This is a genomic window from Flavobacterium sp. PS2, from assembly GCF_046250155.1.
Classification (GTDB): domain Bacteria; phylum Bacteroidota; class Bacteroidia; order Flavobacteriales; family Flavobacteriaceae; genus Flavobacterium.
The window spans coordinates 3,478,172-3,495,762 of record NZ_CP176426.1 but is presented as its reverse complement, the minus strand read 5'-3'; the positions used below and the strand labels follow the sequence as shown (position 1 = coordinate 3,495,762).

The 17,591-nt window shown below is 32.9% G+C and carries 19 protein-coding genes and 6 tRNA genes; 17 read left to right on the top strand and 8 right to left on the bottom strand.

Going from position 1 to position 17,591, the window contains the following annotated elements:
• Window positions 1-310: 310 nt before the first annotated feature.
• Window positions 311-1,435, bottom strand: coding sequence for an FKBP-type peptidyl-prolyl cis-trans isomerase (locus ACJ6WR_RS15330; RefSeq protein WP_409415687.1), 1,125 nt, complete (start codon window positions 1,433-1,435; stop codon window positions 311-313).
• Window positions 1,436-1,513: 78 nt separating this feature from the next.
• Here ACJ6WR_RS15330 and ACJ6WR_RS15325 point away from each other — a divergent pair, with 78 nt between their 5' ends.
• Window positions 1,514-1,906, top strand: coding sequence for an RNA-binding S4 domain-containing protein (locus ACJ6WR_RS15325; protein WP_086894926.1), 393 nt, complete (start codon window positions 1,514-1,516; stop codon window positions 1,904-1,906).
• Window positions 1,907-1,962: 56 nt separating this feature from the next.
• Window positions 1,963-2,463 (top strand): phosphoribosyltransferase domain-containing protein, encoded by a 501-nt coding sequence (locus tag ACJ6WR_RS15320; RefSeq protein WP_039112188.1) that lies wholly within the window; start codon window positions 1,963-1,965, stop codon window positions 2,461-2,463.
• Here ACJ6WR_RS15320 and ACJ6WR_RS15315 read toward each other — a convergent pair.
• The gene (locus ACJ6WR_RS15315; protein ID WP_086894925.1) at window positions 2,455-2,973 is read right to left on the bottom strand and encodes a shikimate kinase; all 519 of its coding nucleotides are present in this window, start codon (window positions 2,971-2,973) and stop codon (window positions 2,455-2,457) included. The two genes, ACJ6WR_RS15320 and ACJ6WR_RS15315, sit on opposite strands and share 9 nt — an antisense overlap.
• Before the next feature lie 127 nt (window positions 2,974-3,100).
• On the opposite strand from ACJ6WR_RS15315, the gene ACJ6WR_RS15310 reads away from it, so the two are divergent.
• The 14 genes from ACJ6WR_RS15310 (at window position 3,101) to ACJ6WR_RS15245 (ending at window position 11,335) form a co-directional block, all read left to right on the top strand.
• A tRNA-Lys gene (locus ACJ6WR_RS15310) sits at window positions 3,101-3,173 on the top strand.
• Between the two features lie 40 nt (window positions 3,174-3,213).
• Window positions 3,214-3,286 (top strand) — tRNA-Lys (locus ACJ6WR_RS15305).
• Between the two features lie 38 nt (window positions 3,287-3,324).
• Window positions 3,325-3,407, top strand: a tRNA-Leu gene (locus ACJ6WR_RS15300).
• A 21-nt stretch (window positions 3,408-3,428) separates the two neighbouring features.
• Window positions 3,429-3,501 (top strand) — tRNA-Lys (locus tag ACJ6WR_RS15295).
• Between the two features lie 130 nt (window positions 3,502-3,631).
• Window positions 3,632-3,704: transfer RNA gene (locus tag ACJ6WR_RS15290), tRNA-Lys, on the top strand.
• Between the two features lie 129 nt (window positions 3,705-3,833).
• Window positions 3,834-3,906, top strand: a tRNA-Lys gene (locus tag ACJ6WR_RS15285).
• Between the two features lie 272 nt (window positions 3,907-4,178).
• Complete coding sequence (locus tag ACJ6WR_RS15280) at window positions 4,179-4,679, top strand: tetratricopeptide repeat protein (protein WP_039112190.1); 501 nt, start codon at window positions 4,179-4,181, stop codon at window positions 4,677-4,679.
• Window positions 4,680-4,820: 141 nt separating this feature from the next.
• Window positions 4,821-5,789 carry an ion channel gene (locus ACJ6WR_RS15275; RefSeq protein WP_039112191.1) on the top strand — a complete coding sequence of 323 codons (969 nt, stop codon included), beginning with the start codon at window positions 4,821-4,823 and terminating at the stop codon, window positions 5,787-5,789.
• Window positions 5,790-5,858: 69 nt separating this feature from the next.
• A complete protein-coding gene (locus ACJ6WR_RS15270) occupies window positions 5,859-6,758 on the top strand; it encodes a MerR family transcriptional regulator (RefSeq protein WP_039112192.1) in 900 nt (299 codons plus the stop codon).
• 37 nt (window positions 6,759-6,795) lie between these two features.
• Window positions 6,796-8,259: a phytoene desaturase family protein gene (locus ACJ6WR_RS15265; protein WP_039112193.1), complete on the top strand. Its 1,464-nt coding sequence runs from the start codon at window positions 6,796-6,798 to the stop codon at window positions 8,257-8,259.
• Between the two features lie 8 nt (window positions 8,260-8,267).
• Entirely contained in the window at window positions 8,268-9,107 is an 840-nt protein-coding gene (locus tag ACJ6WR_RS15260) for a phytoene/squalene synthase family protein (RefSeq protein WP_409415686.1), read from the top strand.
• A 20-nt stretch (window positions 9,108-9,127) separates the two neighbouring features.
• Window positions 9,128-9,568: a sterol desaturase family protein gene (locus ACJ6WR_RS15255; RefSeq protein ID WP_039112195.1), complete on the top strand. Its 441-nt coding sequence runs from the start codon at window positions 9,128-9,130 to the stop codon at window positions 9,566-9,568.
• A 10-nt stretch (window positions 9,569-9,578) separates the two neighbouring features.
• Window positions 9,579-10,040: an SRPBCC family protein gene (locus ACJ6WR_RS15250; RefSeq protein ID WP_409415685.1), complete on the top strand. Its 462-nt coding sequence runs from the start codon at window positions 9,579-9,581 to the stop codon at window positions 10,038-10,040.
• Window positions 10,040-11,335 carry a cryptochrome/photolyase family protein gene (locus ACJ6WR_RS15245; protein WP_409415684.1) on the top strand — a complete coding sequence of 432 codons (1,296 nt, stop codon included), beginning with the start codon at window positions 10,040-10,042 and terminating at the stop codon, window positions 11,333-11,335. The genes ACJ6WR_RS15250 and ACJ6WR_RS15245 overlap by 1 nt, the downstream gene beginning before the upstream one ends.
• 171 nt (window positions 11,336-11,506) lie before the next feature.
• Here the strand turns inward: ACJ6WR_RS15245 and ACJ6WR_RS15240 are convergent, their stop codons facing one another.
• Window positions 11,507-12,811 carry an ABC1 kinase family protein gene (locus ACJ6WR_RS15240; protein WP_409415683.1) on the bottom strand — a complete coding sequence of 435 codons (1,305 nt, stop codon included), beginning with the start codon at window positions 12,809-12,811 and terminating at the stop codon, window positions 11,507-11,509.
• Window positions 12,808-13,470 (bottom strand): TetR family transcriptional regulator C-terminal domain-containing protein, encoded by a 663-nt coding sequence (locus ACJ6WR_RS15235; protein WP_039112199.1) that lies wholly within the window; start codon window positions 13,468-13,470, stop codon window positions 12,808-12,810. The genes ACJ6WR_RS15240 and ACJ6WR_RS15235 overlap by 4 nt, the downstream gene beginning before the upstream one ends.
• 98 nt (window positions 13,471-13,568) lie before the next feature.
• Here ACJ6WR_RS15235 and ACJ6WR_RS15230 point away from each other — a divergent pair, with 98 nt between their 5' ends.
• Window positions 13,569-14,480, top strand: coding sequence for a TIGR01777 family oxidoreductase (locus ACJ6WR_RS15230; RefSeq protein ID WP_409415682.1), 912 nt, complete (start codon window positions 13,569-13,571; stop codon window positions 14,478-14,480).
• Window positions 14,481-14,483: 3 nt separating this feature from the next.
• Here the strand turns inward: ACJ6WR_RS15230 and ACJ6WR_RS15225 are convergent, their stop codons facing one another.
• The 4 genes from ACJ6WR_RS15225 to rmuC form a co-directional block, all read right to left on the bottom strand.
• Window positions 14,484-15,023: a YceI family protein gene (locus ACJ6WR_RS15225; RefSeq protein WP_039112201.1), complete on the bottom strand. Its 540-nt coding sequence runs from the start codon at window positions 15,021-15,023 to the stop codon at window positions 14,484-14,486.
• Window positions 15,024-15,235: 212 nt separating this feature from the next.
• Entirely contained in the window at window positions 15,236-15,790 is a 555-nt protein-coding gene (locus ACJ6WR_RS15220; protein WP_409415681.1) for an acyl-CoA thioesterase, read from the bottom strand.
• An 8-nt stretch (window positions 15,791-15,798) separates the two neighbouring features.
• A complete protein-coding gene (locus ACJ6WR_RS15215) occupies window positions 15,799-16,164 on the bottom strand; it encodes a hypothetical protein (protein ID WP_039112203.1) in 366 nt (121 codons plus the stop codon).
• A 20-nt stretch (window positions 16,165-16,184) separates the two neighbouring features.
• Window positions 16,185-17,543 carry a DNA recombination protein RmuC gene (gene rmuC / locus ACJ6WR_RS15210; protein WP_409415680.1) on the bottom strand — a complete coding sequence of 453 codons (1,359 nt, stop codon included), beginning with the start codon at window positions 17,541-17,543 and terminating at the stop codon, window positions 16,185-16,187.
• Window positions 17,544-17,591 lie beyond the last annotated feature (48 nt).

Here is a 17,591-nt window from a genome sequence, read left to right as displayed (position 1 = left end):
GGGCTTTTTTCCTGTTTTTGCTGGTTTTACTGGGTTTCGCGCAAAGTCGCTAAGGCGCAAAGTCTCTATTATTGCCTTTCCTAAGCAGCTTTTGTTATGTTTTGTCGCCCCTAGCCCTGATAGTAGCGGAAATCCTTGGCCTTTTTCCTTTAAAAAGGTCAAGATTGTAGCGCATAGCAGGAAATAGCTCCTGAAAAAACTTCTCCTATATAGTATAGTAGAATATGACTCCTATATATAAGGTCATAAAAAAAGCGGCTACTATATATAGTAGCCGCTTTTTTTATAACATCTATTCACTCACACAAACCTAAGGCTTCTTTACAGGAACCACAGGCGTAGCTGTATGATGATCTTTATCAACATGTATTCTAAGTCTCTTTGGAGACGTATAATCTGGCTCCTCTCCCAGTTTTGCAAATTGTGGAATTCCACGAGGCTCTCTTTCATCAACTGGAGTAAGAGGATTATCTATAAGAATAGGATCATACGGATAATACTTACTTGCACCCGGACTACCTGCCGGTTTTGTAATTTCAAACTTAGTAGTATACCCATCGCCATCATCATCAACATCTAAGAAATCAGGAATTCCATCTCCGTCCGTATCATCTGGATTCGGTAATTGCTTTGGATATTCGGTAGCATTACGCATATCTCTTACATAACCATCGCCATCTTTATCCTCTTGATACGAAAATACCCCATCCCCATCATGATCCAAACGCTGCAATGCATATAATTTAAAACTAAAAACTAAAGGAGAATAAGAAGGAATAGAACCGCTACCACCAGCATAATAACCCAATCCCGAAGGCAAAAACATTACTCCTGCTCCAAAATCATTATATACTATAGTACCATTATTACCAGGATCTGAAGTACCAACTTTAAATTCTGGAAAGGTTTCCCCCCAACCTTTAACCATTTGATACAAGTCATAAAAAGTTTGCGGAAATACTATTTCCTCAAACTGAGTAGCCGTAACAACCGAAGGATCTGTAGTTGTTGCACCAGCTTTTCTAAACAAATATGTACCATTATAAGATGACAAAACCCCATCTACATTACTTGGCGACTCACCAGTTCCTTCACGCAACACCAAATAATATAATTTATAATCTACATTATGCAAATTTACCGTCTTAACTTTTAAAGTTGGAAACGTAGGACTATTCAAATAAAACCAGATAGATTTCTCCTCATTTGGCTTTGTAATTAGCTTAATTTTCACATCCTGATCCTCTGGTTTACCAGCCGCTTCGGTTATCGTAATAGTATTAGTTTTTAAATAATCCTCAATAACAGCAATATCCGCATCATACTGTACTTGAAAATCCCTTAAGGGCTCTACGTCTGCAGAATCACTTTTTGAACATGAGAATATAGCCAGTGTTGCAAATGTTAAAATAAAATAATACTTAAATTTATTCATTAATGTTGATTTTTAGGTGCGCAAGATACAATATTGATTTATTTTTGTAAAGAATTTAACTCTGAATTTAGAAAATTTATGCGAATAGATAAATACTTATGGTGTGTGCGTTACTACAAGACCCGAAATATGGTCACTGAGGCATGCAAGAAGAACCATATTACAGTGAACGGCCAAGTTGCAAAACCCTCTAAAGAAGTTTTTCCGACTGACAAAATTACGTTTCGTAAAGACCAGATTACTCAAATTATAACCGTCCTTGATATTCCTGAGAATAGAGTTGGCGCAAAACTTGTCGATATATATAGAAAAAACGAAACTCCCGCTGAAGCATATGCTCATTTGGAACTATTAAAACTATCCAAAGAACATTATCGAAAAAACGGAACTGGTAGACCTACTAAAAAGGATCGTAGGGATATTGACGAATTCGGAAATGACATTTCAGATAACGAGGGCGAGACCGAATAACATTCTAACCAGATTTCATATCTTACACACTTTACATTATTTAAAAAACAACTACAATGAGCAAAAACATCATCTTAACAAATCAAGAGATTGAACATAAAATAAAACGAATTGCCTACCAGATATACGAAACCTTTGTAGATGATGAAGAAATCGTAATTGCAGGTATTGCAGCCAACGGCTTCATCTTCGCTAAAAAAGTAGCAGTAGCCCTAGAAGCCATCTCCCCTATTAAAGTATCTCTTTGTGAAGTACAGATAAACAAACAGAAACCTGAATCTCCTATAAGTACTTCTCTAACCAAAGAACAATACGCCAACAAAGGCTTAGTACTTGTAGATGATGTATTGAATTCTGGCACTACTTTAATATATGCCGTTCGTCATTTTCTAGATGTTCCTTTAAAGAAATTCAAAACTGCCGTTCTAGTCGATAGAAATCACAAGAAATATCCCGTAAAAGCAGATTTTAAAGGAATATCTCTTTCGACTTCTTTATTAGAGCACGTACAAGTTGTATTTGATGACAATAATAATGATTATGCTTTCTTAAGCTAGAATCTCAAGTATATCCGAAACCGTTTCATCAATAGTCCTCTCATCTACGCTTACCTTATACTTTGCTTGGTTGTAGTAAAAACTTCTTTCGAAAAGATGCGTAGCTATAAACTCTCTCATCTCTTCTTCATTTTTATCAGCAATAAGTGGGCGTTTACTTTTATTATGAAGTAAACGTCCATATAATGTATCGATAGACGCTTTTAAATAAATAGAATCTACTCCATCTTTATTCAATAATTCATGGTTATTAGCATAACACGGAGTCCCTCCTCCTAAACCTATAATCATTTCTTCGGGTGATTGAAGCAATTCTCGGAACATTTCATGCTCTAATTTTCTAAAATATATCTCTCCATTCTTATCAAAAATCTCATTTATGGTTAAATTAACCTTATTTTCGATGCATTTATCTAAATCTAGAAAAGGAATTTCTGTGGTTTTTGACAATTTTTGAGCAATTGTTGACTTGCCGCAACCCATATACCCTAATAACACTATTTTTTTCATACTAATAAAAGCTTATAAACTAAGACGTTGGAAATTTTTCTAAAAAAAAGACAAATTTATAATAAAAATGCTTGGAAACTTCAATAATAACTCCTTATATTTGCACCCGCATTCAAGGAAAGAATATGACTCGATAGCTCAGTTGGTAGAGCACATCACTTTTAATGATGGGGTCCTGGGTTCGAGCCCCAGTCGGGTCACAAAATTTGTGATTAAAAAAAATACTTTCCTTGATAGCAAGACTCGATAGCTCAGTTGGTAGAGCACATCACTTTTAATGATGGGGTCCTGGGTTCGAGCCCCAGTCGGGTCACAAATGGTCGAGTATTAACTTACTTGACCTTTTTTTTTGGCCACGTGGAGAAACGGTAGACTTGCCATCTTGAGGGGGTGGTGCTCGAAAGGGCGTGTGGGTTCAAATCCCACCGTGGTCACGACACAGTAAAGAAATTATAGACTCGATAGCTCAGTTGGTAGAGCACATCACTTTTAATGATGGGGTCCTGGGTTCGAGCCCCAGTCGGGTCACAAAAAGTCAGGTAATTATTTACTTAACTTTATTTACCACGCAGAGAGATGATAGACTAGTCATCTTGAGGAGTAATACTCAGAAAAGCGTGTGGGCGCAAACCCCACGATAGTCAGAATAAAAAAGAATGACTCGATAGCTCAGTTGGTAGAGCACATCACTTTTAATGATGGGGTCCTGGGTTCGAGCCCCAGTCGGGTCACAAAAGGTTAAGTAATTATTTTACTTATTTTTTACCACGCAGAGAGATGACAGACTAATCATCTTGAGGAGTAATACTCAGAAAAGCGTGTGGGTGCAAATCCCACGATAGTCAGAATAGAAAAAGAATGACTCGATAGCTCAGTTGGTAGAGCACATCACTTTTAATGATGGGGTCCTGGGTTCGAGCCCCAGTCGGGTCACAAAAGGTCGAGTAATTAATTTACTTGACCTTTTTTTTAGCCACGTAGAGAATTATTGACTTTTCATATTGAAAAGATGATGCTCGCAAGAGCATACAGGTTTAAATCTTACCGTGGTTACAATGAAAAGCGAAATATTATTTTTTTAGTATTTCGCTTTTTCTTTATAAAGTTATATACTAAAAGTCAAAATACAATAATCCTACTATTGTCATAAAATAAACAATCCCAAAACACGTTAAACATTTTAAAACCTACTAATTTATTTTTATATGAAACGATTATTACTTATTCTGTTATTTACTACTACAACTGCAAGCTGGTGTCAATCTGGAACTGATTACTTTGATCAAGCGTTACGAAAAGCCGAAAGTGGTAATACCAAAGGCGCAATAGCCGATTACACTAAAGCAATTAAACTGAGAGCCAACTTTGCCGAGGCTTACCAAAACAGAGGTGTTGCAAAACTAAAACTCAACGACACTAAAGGTGCTCTAGCCGATTTTAATAAAACAATCGAAATAGACAATATGAATGCAGATGCTTTTACTGGCAGAGCAAACGTAAACTACAAGTTAAACAACTTTAAAGCCGCTATTGAGGATTGTACTTCTGCTATTAACTTGAATCCTAAAGACTATGTAGCCTACAATCTCAGAGGTACCTTATACACACAGATTCAAGATAAAAAAAGTGCATGCAAGGATTTCTCTAAAGCAATCGAATTAGGAAGTAAAAGCGCCATTAAAAACAAAGCTACTTTCTGTAAATAAAAAATATTAAAAAAAGCCCCAACTATTCTTCCTCATAAAGTAATAATTGGGGCTTTTTTGTATTCTAACTTATACTTACATTTGAGAAGATATCCGTCTAATCAATTTGATTTAATCTAAAACTTATTCGATATAACACCTATGTCAATTCTCAAAAAAATAAACGCACAGGCAGAAACCGACAAAAACTCAGGTTTTGGAACCAACTCTAATAGTTACGGAGGGCGCTTTGTAAATAAAAATGGAACTCCTAATGTTGAAAAAACAGGAATGCACTTATTACGTCGCATTAGCTGGTATCACACAATGATTGATATGCCTACCTGGAAATTCATGCTTGTTCTATTCTCCTTTTACATTGCCATCAATTTCATTTTTGCCATTCTTTATTTCGGTATTGGTATTGAGCATCTAGATGGAATAGTAGCATCTCAAAGCGAATGGTCAAAATTTGGACAAGCTTATTTCTTTAGCGCTCAAACTTTCACAACCGTAGGTTACGGACATATTAGCCCCACCGGTTTTTTAACAAGTGCTTTATCTGCAGCCGAGGCTTTAATAGGATTACTAAGTTTTGCTATTGCAACTGGTTTATTCTTCGGGAGATTTAGCCGCCCAACGGCATTTCTTAAATTCTCTCACAATGCATTAATTAGTCCTTACCAAAATGACAAGGCTTTAATGATTCGTCTAGTTCCTTTTAAAAATACAAATTTCACCGATGCTGAAGCAAAAATCACTTTAGGAATGAGTATTGAAGAAAATGGTGTAATGACAAATAAGTTCTATTCATTAGACTTAGAGCTACACAAAATAAATGCACTTACATTAAGCTGGACATTAGTACATCCTATAACCGACAAAAGTCCGCTGTATAAATTCACTAAAGAAGACTTCGCCTCTATTCATGGAGAAATTCTGGTCTTCATTAAAACCTTTGATGACATGTACAGCAATACTGTTGCTGCAAGAACTTCTTACACCTTCAAAGAGGTCTTATACGGTGCGAAATTTGAACCAATGTACAACAGAAGCAAAGATGCCTCTAAAACTGTACTACATTTAGATAAGCTAAACTCTCATCAAGCTGTCAATTTTGAACAAAGCTAAAACGATAAATTCCTTGTTTTTACTATTTTTCTAGAAATTAAGCTACATTTGTTTATCAAATATTAATAAATGATAAACAATATAAAAAGTGTTTTTAGCATAAAAGACCTTGAAAATCTTTCTGGCATTAAAGCACACACCATTCGTATTTGGGAAAAGAGATACAATATCCTTGAGCCAATGCGTACTGACACCAACATTCGAACCTATGATTTAGCTAGTTTACAAAAACTATTAAACATTACGCTACTACATGAATATGGTTATAAGATTTCGAAGATAGCAACTTATCCGCAAGAAAAGATTCCACAATTAGTCAGGGAAATCATTTCTAGTAAAAACGCAAAAAATCACGCCATCAGTTCTTTTAAAATGGCAATGATGAATTTTGATCAGGAATTATTCTTCAATACTTTTAATTGGCTTACCGCCGAAAAGTCTTTTAAGGAAGTTTTTCACCAAGTGTTTATTCCTTTATTAAATGAATTGGGTTTATTATGGCAATCTGAAACCATAACTCCTGCCCACGAACATTTTGTAAGTTATCTAATTAAGCAGAAACTTTACATTAATACAGAGAAGCTTCAGGTTCTAAAACCAACAAAAACAGATAAAATTTTTGTTCTTTCTTTACCAATGAATGAAATTCATGAACTTGGATTAATGTACATTCAATACGAAATATTACTGCAAGGTTATAAAACTATTTATTTAGGCGAAAGTATGCCTATTGAAAACCTGAAAGAACTTAACAATCATTTTGACAATATTACTTATGTTTCTTATCTCACTATTCAGCCGGACCGCAGTATAGTTAATCAATATGTAGCCAATATGAGTTCTGAGCTTTTGAACAACTCTAATGAAATATGGCTAATTGGAAAATTGGTTGAGCACATTGAAACCGAAAATCTAGATCAAAAAGTACACATTTTTAACTCCATCGAAGAATTAGTGAGCCAGATATAATTATTTTGTTTAATTATTTTGTAGTTTTGTTAAACAAATGAAAAAAACAATCTCAATTATAGGTTCTGGCTTTTCGGCTTTATCAGCTTCATGCTATTTAGCCAAGGAAGGTCATGACGTAACTATCTACGAAAAAAATGCAACTATTGGTGGCAGAGCCAGACAATTAAAAAGTAATGGTTTTACATTCGATATGGGACCGAGCTGGTATTGGATGCCTGATGTATTCGAAAATTTCTTCAAGGATTTTGATAAAAAGACTACGGATTACTATGAGCTAATAAAACTTAATCCTGCTTATCGTGTGTATTTTGGGATTAATGAATTCATAACCATTACTGATAATCTGGAAGAAATCGCTAAAACTTTTGAAGCTATCGAAAAAGGAAGCGGAAAAAAACTTGTTGATTATATCTCTCAAGCTAAAAGCAATTATGATATTGCCATAAAAAAATTAGTATATCGTCCAGGGGTTTCTGCTTTAGAATTAATTACTCTTGAAACTACTCAAAAATTAAATCAGTTTTTTGGAACGGTAAGTAAAGATATACGCAAGAAGTTTAAAGACGAAAGGTTAATTCAGATTCTAGAATTTCCTGTTTTGTTCCTTGGTGCAAAACCATCTAAAACACCTTCTTTTTATAATTTCATGAATTATGCCGATTTCGGAATGGGAACTTGGCATCCTAAAACAGGAATGTTTGATGTTGTTCGTGGCATCGAAAGTCTAGCAAAAGAACTTGGTGTTACTTTTAAAACCAACTCTAGTATTGATAAAATCATTGTTCAAAACAATATTGCCACTTCATTAATCATAAATGATGAAATTATTACTTCGGATATAGTTTTAAGTGGTGCCGATTATCAACATACCGAAACCTTATTATCTAAAGAATATCGGGTTTACTCTGATAAATATTGGGAAAGTCGTGTTTTTGCTCCTTCCTCGCTCCTTTTTTATGTTGGGTTCGACAAAAAAATACAATCCATTTCTCATCATGCTTTATTCTTTGATGTAGATTTCGAACAACATGCAATGGATATTTATGATGAACCTAAGTGGCCTGAAGCTCCTTTATTCTATGCAAATTTTCCATCGGTAACTGATAAAACAACTGCTCCTGAAGGAATGGAAACTGGCTTTTTCCTAATTCCTCTTGCTCCCGGAATAGAAGATACTGAAGTTCTTCGCGAAGAATATTTTGATAAGATAATTTCTCGTTTTGAAACTGTCACGCAACAATCGATTAAAAATAATATTATATTTAAGAAGTCTTTTTGCAAAAATGATTTTATCGAAGATTACAATGCCTATAAAGGAAATGCCTACGGAATGGCTAATACTTTATTACAAACTGCATTTTTAAGGCCTAAATTAAAAAGTAAGAAAGTAAAAAACTTATACTTCACGGGACAGTTAACTGTTCCTGGTCCTGGCGTTCCTCCTGCTTTAATTTCAGGAAAATTAGTATCTGAATTAATAAACAAATCCTTTTCATAATAAAAAACATGAAACAGTTATTTGATAATGTCTCGTTTAAATGTAGTAAGCTTGTTACTCAAAGCTACAGTACTTCTTTTTCTTTGGCTGTATATATGCTTGCCCCAAGTATAAGAGATGCAATTTATAGCATCTATGGTTTTGTACGTTTTGCCGATGAAATTGTAGATTCGTTTCATGGTTTTGATAAAAAGTATCTAATTGATGATTTTGAAAAAGAATATTATAAAGCTATAGAAGCTGGCATAAGCCTTAATCCCATTATAAACTCTTTTCAGCAAACCGTAAAACAATACAACATTACAGATGATTTAGTCCAGTCTTTTTTAAAAAGTATGAAACTAGATTTAATCAAATCCGATTATCATAATAAGGAAGAAATCGAGGATTACATTTATGGTTCTGCAGATGTTGTGGGTTTAATGTGTCTTAAAGTTTTTGTTGCAGGTAATGATTCTAAATACGAAAAGCTAAAAATGGAAGCAATGCGATTGGGCTCTGCTTTCCAAAAGGTGAATTTTTTACGTGATTTAAAAGACGATAATCTAATCTTAAACCGAAACTATTTTCCTGGAATAGATTTAAGCTCTTTTGATGAAAATGCAAAAAACAAAATCATCAAAGAAATCGAAGATGATTTTAAAGTTGCGTATCAAGGAATTATAAAACTTCCTGTCGAAGCTAAGTTTGGGGTTTATACCGCTTATATCTATTATAAAAAACTTTTAAAGAAACTAGAGAACACTCCTTGTCATGAAATAGGCAACGAAAGAATTCGGGTTTCTAATTATTCTAAAGCTGGATTACTAGCCAAATCTTTTGTTTCTTATAAACTGAGAATGGTCTAATTTTTAATAAAAACAAAACAATGATTTTCTTTTTAATTTTTATAGGTACGTTTCTTTTTATGGAATGTGTTACTTGGTGTACTCATAAATTTATCATGCATGGCTTTATGTGGTATTTTCACTCTGATCATCACCAGCCTAAATACACTAATGTGTTTGAACGAAATGATATTTTCTTTGTGATTTTTGCAATTCCAAGTATTCTTCTTTTCTATTTTGGAACTATCGATGGCATCAATTATTTATTTTTTATCGGGTTGGGATTAACTTTTTATGGCTTTTGTTACTTTATGATTCACGATGTATTAATTCATCAACGTTTTAAATGGTTTAAAAATACCAAAAACAAATACCTTATTGGGTTAAGAAAAGCGCATAAAGTACATCATAAACATTTGAGTAAGGAACACGGCGAATGTTTCGGGATGTTGTTTGTTCCTTTTAAGTACTACAAAATATAATAAGTCACTTATGAAAGTATATAAAAAAGAATCTGTTCAACACATCAATGCAAGTCTGGAAGAATGCTGGACTTTTTTTTCTAATCCTAATAACCTACAAGTAATTACTCCTACAAACATGGGGTTTAAGGTTACTGATTATGATAATAAATTGGTTTATGCTGGACAAATCATCCAATATAAAATAGCTCCACTTTTAGGAATTAAGCTAAACTGGATGACTGAAATTACTGTAGTAAAAGATAATAGCTATTTTGTAGATGAGCAACGTTTTGGTCCTTATGCATTATGGCATCACAAACATTTTTTTGAAGCGACTGCAAATGGAACTCAAATGACAGATATTGTACATTATGCTCTTCCGTTTGGTTTTATCGGACGTATAGTAAATGCTATTCTTGTAAAAAATGAACTGAAAGCAATTTTTGAATTCCGTTATAAAAAAGTCGAAGAAATTTTTAATATTAAATAATGAGCAAACAAAAAGTTACTCTATTTTGGTTTCGACGTGATTTACGTTTGGATGATAATCGTGGATTGTTTCATGCGCTTGAATCTGATTTTCCAGTTATTCCTTTGTTCATTTTCGATGAGGCTATTCTGGATAGTTTACCAAAAGACGATTCCAGAGTTAGTTTTATATACGATTCTCTAGAGAAAATCAATACTGAATTAAATACTATAGGAAGTTCTCTCTTGATAAAAAAGGGGGAAACTACTGAAATTTGGAAATCGCTTATCGAAGAATTTGATATTCAGGAGGTATTTTTCAATAAAGATTATGACCCATTTGCTATAAAAAGAGATTTATCTATCTCTGATTTATTAACCCAAAATAACATTACGACACTTTCTTATAAAGACCATGTTATATTTGAAGAAAAAGAAATCACAAAATCTGATGGTTTACCTTATACTATATATACTCCTTATAAAAATAAATGGTTAGAAAAATATAAAATTTTAGGTCAAGCCAAAGAATATAATACCGCTGATCTTTTTTCTAATTTTTATAAAAGTCAATTTCTATTCCCAACAATAAACCAGATTGGGTTTGAAAAAAGCACTATAAAAGTTCAACCACATAATTTAAAAAGCATTTCTAATTATCAAGAAACAAGAGATTTCCCTGCTTTAGATTCAACTTCTTATCTTTCGCCCCATTTACGATTTGGGACTGTTAGTATTCGGAAATTAGTAAATTGGGCTGCACATACAAATCAAGTTTTCTTGAGTGAATTAATATGGAGAGAATTTTTTATCCAGATTTTATTTAGTTTCCCGAATGTTGTTAATCATAATTTTAAATCGGCTTATGATGGGATTCAATGGTTAAATAACGAGAAAGATTTCCATCGTTGGTGTTCTGGAACTACTGGTTACCCTATGGTCGATGCTGGAATGCGCCAACTTAATGAAACTGGATATATGCATAATCGGGTTCGAATGGTTGTTGCTAGTTTTTTATGCAAGCATTTATTAATTAGCTGGCAATGGGGTGAAGCTTATTTTGCAGAGAAATTACTTGATTACGAATTGGCATCAAATGTTGGCAATTGGCAATGGGCTGCAGGAACTGGTTGTGATGCTGCTCCGTATTTTAGAGTTTTTAATCCCGAAATTCAACTTAAGAAGTTTGATGAAAAGGGTATTTATATCCGAAAATGGATTCCTGAATTTGATTTGGGTTATAATGAACCTATGATTGAGCATGCTTTTGCCAGAGATCGTGCTATTGCAACTTATAAAGCGGGGATTCTGAGATAGATAAAAAAAATATAAGTATCTACTAAAAAAAGCTTTGTCAAAGTTTAAACTTTGACAAAGCTTTTTTTCTTTTGCATCTTCTAGCCCAGATAGGAACGGCATCCTCTTGTGGTGGTGTTCACCACAAGAGATACAGTGTCCCGATAGCTATCGGGAAGCTGGATTAAGCCCCTAATATTTCTGATAATTATTTACTTGAATCTTAGCTTTTAAATCGAACATTAAATTATATAATCCGAAGAATGTTCTATTCATATATATAAAATGTTTCGAACCGCGATTTCCGTTCATCTTTTTGAGATTTGTATCTTTTGAGAAACGTTCGCCAAGCTTGCCTATATTATCAAAAAAGGCTTCATCTGAAAAATCAAATGTATCTGACTGGAATGGTTTTGTGAATAATGATAACAAATCATGAAACATTCCTGTAAAATATTCTATTTCTTCTTTGGTATCATCTGTTCTAAGAATTTCTAATTCGAATAATTTTTGATTAAAAAGCTCTTTATCGGTTATAACTTCTTTGTTGATTAACTCAAAATAGGGAACGTAAAAGTCATTTGGAATTTGTTTCATACATCCAAAATCTAAAGCTACTAACTGATTTTTATCGTTTACCAAGAAATTTCCAGGATGCGGATCGGCGTGAACTTTACGTAATATATGAATTTGGTACATATAAAAATCCCAAAGTGCCTGACCTATAAGATTAGATTCTTCCTGATTGGGTTTCTTAGCTGTATATTCTGAAAGATGAATTCCAGTCATCCAATCCATTGTAATGATTTTCTCAGAAGAGAACTCTGGATAATAGTTAGGAAAAACCAGATTATCAATCTTTTTACAAGCTTCAACAACTTCTTGGCTTTGCTGTAATTCTAATAAATAGTTAGTTTCTTCAATTAATTTATCTTCTACTTCTTTAAAATATTTATCAGAATCTTTTCCTTGCAGGTTAAACATTCGTATCGCCATAGGTTTTACCAATGCTAAGTCTGACGAAATACTGTTGGCAACTCCTGGATACTGAATTTTTACGGCTAGTTTTTTTCCATCTTTTACAGCCAGATGCACCTGACCAATACTTGCTGCATTTACAGAATTAGGATTAAACTCATCAAAAATTTCGTAAGGTGTTTTACCAAAATTTGTTTTAAACGTTTTTAATACTAAAGGTGCAGATAGTGGCGGAACAGAAAATTGTGATAAAGAAAATTTTTCGACATAGGCTTGTGGCAAGAAATTCTTGTCCATGCTTAGCATTTGTGCAACTTTAAGCGCACTTCCTTTTAAACTTTTGAGTCCGTCGTAAATATCCTCGGCATTATTCTCGTTAAGTTTATCACGAGTTACATCTGGATTTACAATTTTTTCTCCGTAGTATTTTAAATAATTTACTCCAATTTTTGCTCCAGTTTGAACAAGTTTGCTCGCCCTTTCTATTTTGGAAGTTGGGATATAGTCGATGGTTTTCATTGTTTGCTATATATTTTTTCTTTAAAAAGGAATTTACCAAAATCAAGCAAATGATTCATCGGTGCTACATTCATTAATTCGAAAGATACATTTACAGCTTTTTCGATAAAAATATCTGTTTTCTCAAATGCTGGTGATGCATCATCTATCCAAAACTTAAGCGTAAGCAATAATTGCATCCATGCTGTTTCCTGAATTGCTTTTTCCTGAAAATTCTGAAGCTTTTCTTGTTGGATTCGATGGTCATCGGTTATAATTAAACTAATATATTTTTTAAAACTATCTCGAAGTTTAGTTAGTTTCACCAAGTTTTTAATCGGGTTGGAATCCGTTTTTAACGCCTGAACAACATAACTACGATTTGCAGTTAATAATTCGAAGAATGTAAAGTAAAAACCAAGCATTTTGTTTTTCATATCATACTCTTGGTACTCTGGATTTTTATCTAATAGTTCGAGTGTGTTTTCGAAAAACAGATTAAATATTTCTTTTTCTAGTCCTTCAAATGTTCCGAAAAAAGTATAAAACTCGGCCTCTTCAAAATCATTTGATTTTGCAAAATGAAAAACTGTTTTGGGATTTTGTCCGTGTTCCAAAACGTAATCCATATACAGAGAAACAATTTTATCTTTTGTCAATATTTCTTTTTTAGTTTCCATACAACCTACTTTTTTAATTTAGCATAAAGGTAAGCAACGTTTAACTATATTTACGTAATGCTAAACAATACAAGGTGTTAAATATATTATAAACTATCATGACTAAAAACATTTTACTAACTGGTGGCTCAGGATTTATAGGAACAAAACTTACTGCTTTATTGATCGCCAATGGGTATTCGGTTTCTATATTAACTCGTAGTGAAAGAAAAGCGAGCATGGGCGTAACCTTTTACAAATGGAATTTAGAGAATAATTATATAGATAAAGATGCTGTTTTAAAAGCAGATTATATTATTCATCTTGCGGGCGAAGGTATTGCTGCAAAAAAATGGACTGATAAACGAAAAAAAGAAATTTTAGATAGTAGGGAAAAACCTATTGAACTCATTTTTTCTGTTTTAAAAAACAACAATAAAACCTTAGATGCATTTATATCGGCTTCGGCAGTTGGAATTTATGGTGCCTTTACAAGTGAAATTATTTGTACCGAAGAAACTCCTGCTGCAAATGATTTTCTCGGAGAAACTTGCCAGAAATGGGAAGCTGCTACAAATTGTATCGAATCGTTAGGCATTAGAACGGTTAAAATACGAACTGGATTGGTTCTGGGTAAAAATGAAGGTTTTCTAAAAAAACTAGTTCCAATTTTTAAATATGGTTTCGGTTCTATTGTAGGCACAGGGAAGCAATACATGCCCTGGATTCATATTGATGATTTATGCGCTATTTATTTACAGGCAATTATTAATCTTGATATGAAAGGTTCTTATAATGCTGCTGTTTGTGACGATACAACCAATGCCATTTTCTCTAGAGCTATGGCTAATGTATATGGATATTCTATTTGGTTGCCTAAAATACCAACTTTTATAGTACGATTAATCACGGGAGAAATGGGTGAAATTATATTAACTGGACAACGTGTTTCTTCTAATAAAATAGAAAGTGCTGGTTTTAAATTTGAATATTTAAATTTAAAACCAGCACTTTTAGTGTGTTTAAAATAATTTTTATTTCATCACTCCTACCAAACTTGTGTTTACAGTTTTAGATATTTTGTTTTCTATCATAGAAGGTATTTTAATATTAAAATCGTCTGTATTAAGCGGAAAAAACGAAGTTATTTCAATGCCTTGGGGTACTTTTTTAAGTATAGCACTTACGACTATTTCTTTTGTTTTACCGTGAATTTGAAGTTTCCCTTTAATGGTATATTCTTTTGGGGTTTCATCAATATCTTTCATGTCGAATTTTCCAATTTTGCCTTTAAAAACAGCTTTCGGATATCGATCACTTTCGATATAATTTTCATTAAAATGGGTCTCCATTAAATCCATTTTAAATCGAAAATCTTTCATCACAGCCACGCAAACAAAACTACTTGTTTCTGGCTCTATAACCACAATTACCGATTTATTGACTGCGTTTACCTCTTCGAAAAAAGGAACTGAAGCTTCAAAATTAAGAACACCAATTGCAGTTCTTATTCTATTTTGTGCTACAATAAAGTTAACGGTAAGTAATAGAATTAAAAAAGTACTTTTTTTCATAATCTTCAGCAATTAGGATTAAACATATTGCAAGATATTTTTTGAAAAAAGCCTATTGACAAAAACAAACCAACAACAGACATGAATCAAAAAGGAACTGTTCAGGAAAGGCATTCGAGCATAAAAAATACTTAAATCCTCTTTCTTAAAGTTACGTATTTTAATTCTTTTTGGTTCTTAAAACATTCCCAAAAATTACAAGAAGAACTACTTTAATTTAACTCTAGTAAAACATTGTATTTGTTTAAAGATGCTAATGTTTCGATAGAGCTATAATTGTATTCTTCTGCGTGGTTTTCTACTTCTTTTTTAACCTCAATATGTTTCAGAGCTTTACAAAAACGTCTTACTTCTTCAAGATTTGATAATATAAGTCCTGGTACCAGAACCCTCTTTCCTTCTTTGTCTTTGGCTACCATTGTAAAATAAGAGGAGTTACAATGTTTTATTGCTCCTGTTTGTATATTTTCGGCCTCGACACGAATACCAACAATCATAGAACTTTTACCTACATAATTTACTGAGGCTTTCATGGTTACCAATTCTCCTACTTCAATAGGTTTTAAAAAATTTACTGTATCAACTGAAGCTGTTACACAATAATGTCCTGAAAACTTAGAGGCGCAAGCAAAAGCGATCTGATCTAGCAATGATAATATATATCCTCCGTGTATTTTACCACTAAAATTAGTATGCGAAGGAAGCATTAATTCGGATATGCTTATTCTTGAACAGGCTACTGTTTTAAAGTTTGTATTTGTACTCATATTCTATATTATTTTACATTAAATGGAGAATCTTCTTTTTCTACCGCTTTTACAAAAAAACGCGTTTCTCCCCACCAAGGAAATGTTTTATATTTTTCGACATACTCCAGTTTTACATAACCTCCCTGAAGTACTTTTAAATCTTCGATAACTTTTTTATCACCATCTAAAACAGAGAAAGAGAATATTTGTGCCCCCGAAATTCCTTGACTTAGTTCTCCTTCCCAAGTTTTCATCATAACTCCTTTATGACTCAGTCTTATTAATTCGCCTGAACGGATTCCTGTACTATAAGGTACATAATAAATAAAACTAAAATACCCAATTAGAGCTATAGCTGCAATACCAATGATAATTCCCAGAAATCGTTTCATCCAAATATTTGTTTAAAATTTTAATTTTCGTTATTATTTGCTCTTGTCAATATATTCTCTGGAAGTGACTTCTTGGCCTTTGCTCCCATTTTCTTTAACTTCTCTACACTTGTAATTAAATTTCCTCTACCATCAACTAGTTTGCTCATCGCATTTTCGTATTCCGTTTTAGAGTCATTTATTTTATTTCCAATTTTAATTAAATCTGCAATAAAACCTTCAAACTTATCGTATAATGCTCCGGCTTGTCGGGCAATTTCAAAAGCATTTTCTTGTTGTTTTTGGTTTGTCCACATACTATCTATTGTTCGCAAAGTAGCTAATAGTGTAGTTGGCGTGACAATTACAATATTTTTTTCGAAAGCTTTATTATATAAGGTAGTATCTTCATTTAATGCTATCGCAAAAGCGGGCTCTATCGGAATAAAAAGCAAAACAAAATCCGGACTTTCTATTTGATATAAATCGTGGTAATTTTTGTTTCCCAGTTGCTCAACATGTCTTTTTATCGACTGGACATGTTCTTTTAAATAATCAGATTTTAAATTGTCATTTTCTTCATTAATCCATTTTTCATAAGCCGTTAAAGAAACTTTAGAATCTACAATCATTTTTTTACCATCTGGCAAATGAATCACAACGTCGGGAAGCACGCGAAGACCAATCTCATTGGTAAAACTTTGTTGTACTTCATATTCTCTTCCTTTTTCTAAACCAGATTTTTCGAGAACTCGTTCTAATACTAATTCTCCCCAATTCCCTTGCATCTTGCTATCTCCTTTTAAGGCTTTGGTTAAGTTGAGTGTTTCTTTACTCATTTGAGCATTCATCTCACTTAATCCTAATATTTGTTGACGCAATGCAGCATGATAATCGATACTTTCTTTGTGTGTATCCTCTACTTTCTTTTCAAAACCAATGATTTTATCTTGTAGTGGCAACAAGATATTTTTCATGTTCTCATTATTCTGAGCAGTAAATTTTATTGATTTTTCTTCGAGTATTTTATTGGCTAAATTTTCAAATTCTTTTGTGAATTTTTCCTGAAGTTGTTCTACTTCATTTTTTTGTTCTTTATGACGTTCCCATAAGTTTTCGAAATCTACTTCTTTTTTAGAAAGCTGAATCGCCAGACTATCTTTTTCGGTACGGATAACTTCTTTATCAGAATTTGTTATTTGAAGTTGTTTCTCTAAGCTATTTTTTTCTGATAAAAAATGTTCTTTTTGCTGCTGAAACTGGTTTGTTAAAGCAATTAGTTTTTCATTTAAACTTACTTTTTCTGATTGAAATCTAGCCGAGAAAATAAGTTTCCCTACAAAAATCCCAATAACCAAAGCAACAATAAAAATCAATAAAAAGGGAACCAGATTCGACATAAAGGATTTTTAAAAAAGTAAAAGTACACAATAATATGTAGTTCTAGA

Coding starts and splice junctions, on each gene's coding strand:
- ACJ6WR_RS15330 (WP_409415687.1), bottom strand. CDS start 1,435: ATGAATAAATTTAAGTATTATTTTATTTTAACATTTGCAACACTGGCT.
- ACJ6WR_RS15325 (WP_086894926.1), top strand. CDS start 1,514: ATGCGAATAGATAAATACTTATGGTGTGTGCGTTACTACAAGACCCGA.
- ACJ6WR_RS15320 (WP_039112188.1), top strand. CDS start 1,963: ATGAGCAAAAACATCATCTTAACAAATCAAGAGATTGAACATAAAATA.
- ACJ6WR_RS15315 (WP_086894925.1), bottom strand. CDS start 2,973: ATGAAAAAAATAGTGTTATTAGGGTATATGGGTTGCGGCAAGTCAACA.
- ACJ6WR_RS15280 (WP_039112190.1), top strand. CDS start 4,179: ATGAAACGATTATTACTTATTCTGTTATTTACTACTACAACTGCAAGC.
- ACJ6WR_RS15275 (WP_039112191.1), top strand. CDS start 4,821: ATGTCAATTCTCAAAAAAATAAACGCACAGGCAGAAACCGACAAAAAC.
- ACJ6WR_RS15270 (WP_039112192.1), top strand. CDS start 5,859: ATGATAAACAATATAAAAAGTGTTTTTAGCATAAAAGACCTTGAAAAT.
- ACJ6WR_RS15265 (WP_039112193.1), top strand. CDS start 6,796: ATGAAAAAAACAATCTCAATTATAGGTTCTGGCTTTTCGGCTTTATCA.
- ACJ6WR_RS15260 (WP_409415686.1), top strand. CDS start 8,268: ATGAAACAGTTATTTGATAATGTCTCGTTTAAATGTAGTAAGCTTGTT.
- ACJ6WR_RS15255 (WP_039112195.1), top strand. CDS start 9,128: ATGATTTTCTTTTTAATTTTTATAGGTACGTTTCTTTTTATGGAATGT.
- ACJ6WR_RS15250 (WP_409415685.1), top strand. CDS start 9,579: ATGAAAGTATATAAAAAAGAATCTGTTCAACACATCAATGCAAGTCTG.
- ACJ6WR_RS15245 (WP_409415684.1), top strand. CDS start 10,040: ATGAGCAAACAAAAAGTTACTCTATTTTGGTTTCGACGTGATTTACGT.
- ACJ6WR_RS15240 (WP_409415683.1), bottom strand. CDS start 12,811: ATGAAAACCATCGACTATATCCCAACTTCCAAAATAGAAAGGGCGAGC.
- ACJ6WR_RS15235 (WP_039112199.1), bottom strand. CDS start 13,470: ATGGAAACTAAAAAAGAAATATTGACAAAAGATAAAATTGTTTCTCTG.
- ACJ6WR_RS15230 (WP_409415682.1), top strand. CDS start 13,569: ATGACTAAAAACATTTTACTAACTGGTGGCTCAGGATTTATAGGAACA.
- ACJ6WR_RS15225 (WP_039112201.1), bottom strand. CDS start 15,023: ATGAAAAAAAGTACTTTTTTAATTCTATTACTTACCGTTAACTTTATT.
- ACJ6WR_RS15220 (WP_409415681.1), bottom strand. CDS start 15,790: ATGAGTACAAATACAAACTTTAAAACAGTAGCCTGTTCAAGAATAAGC.
- ACJ6WR_RS15215 (WP_039112203.1), bottom strand. CDS start 16,164: ATGAAACGATTTCTGGGAATTATCATTGGTATTGCAGCTATAGCTCTA.
- rmuC (WP_409415680.1), bottom strand. CDS start 17,543: ATGTCGAATCTGGTTCCCTTTTTATTGATTTTTATTGTTGCTTTGGTT.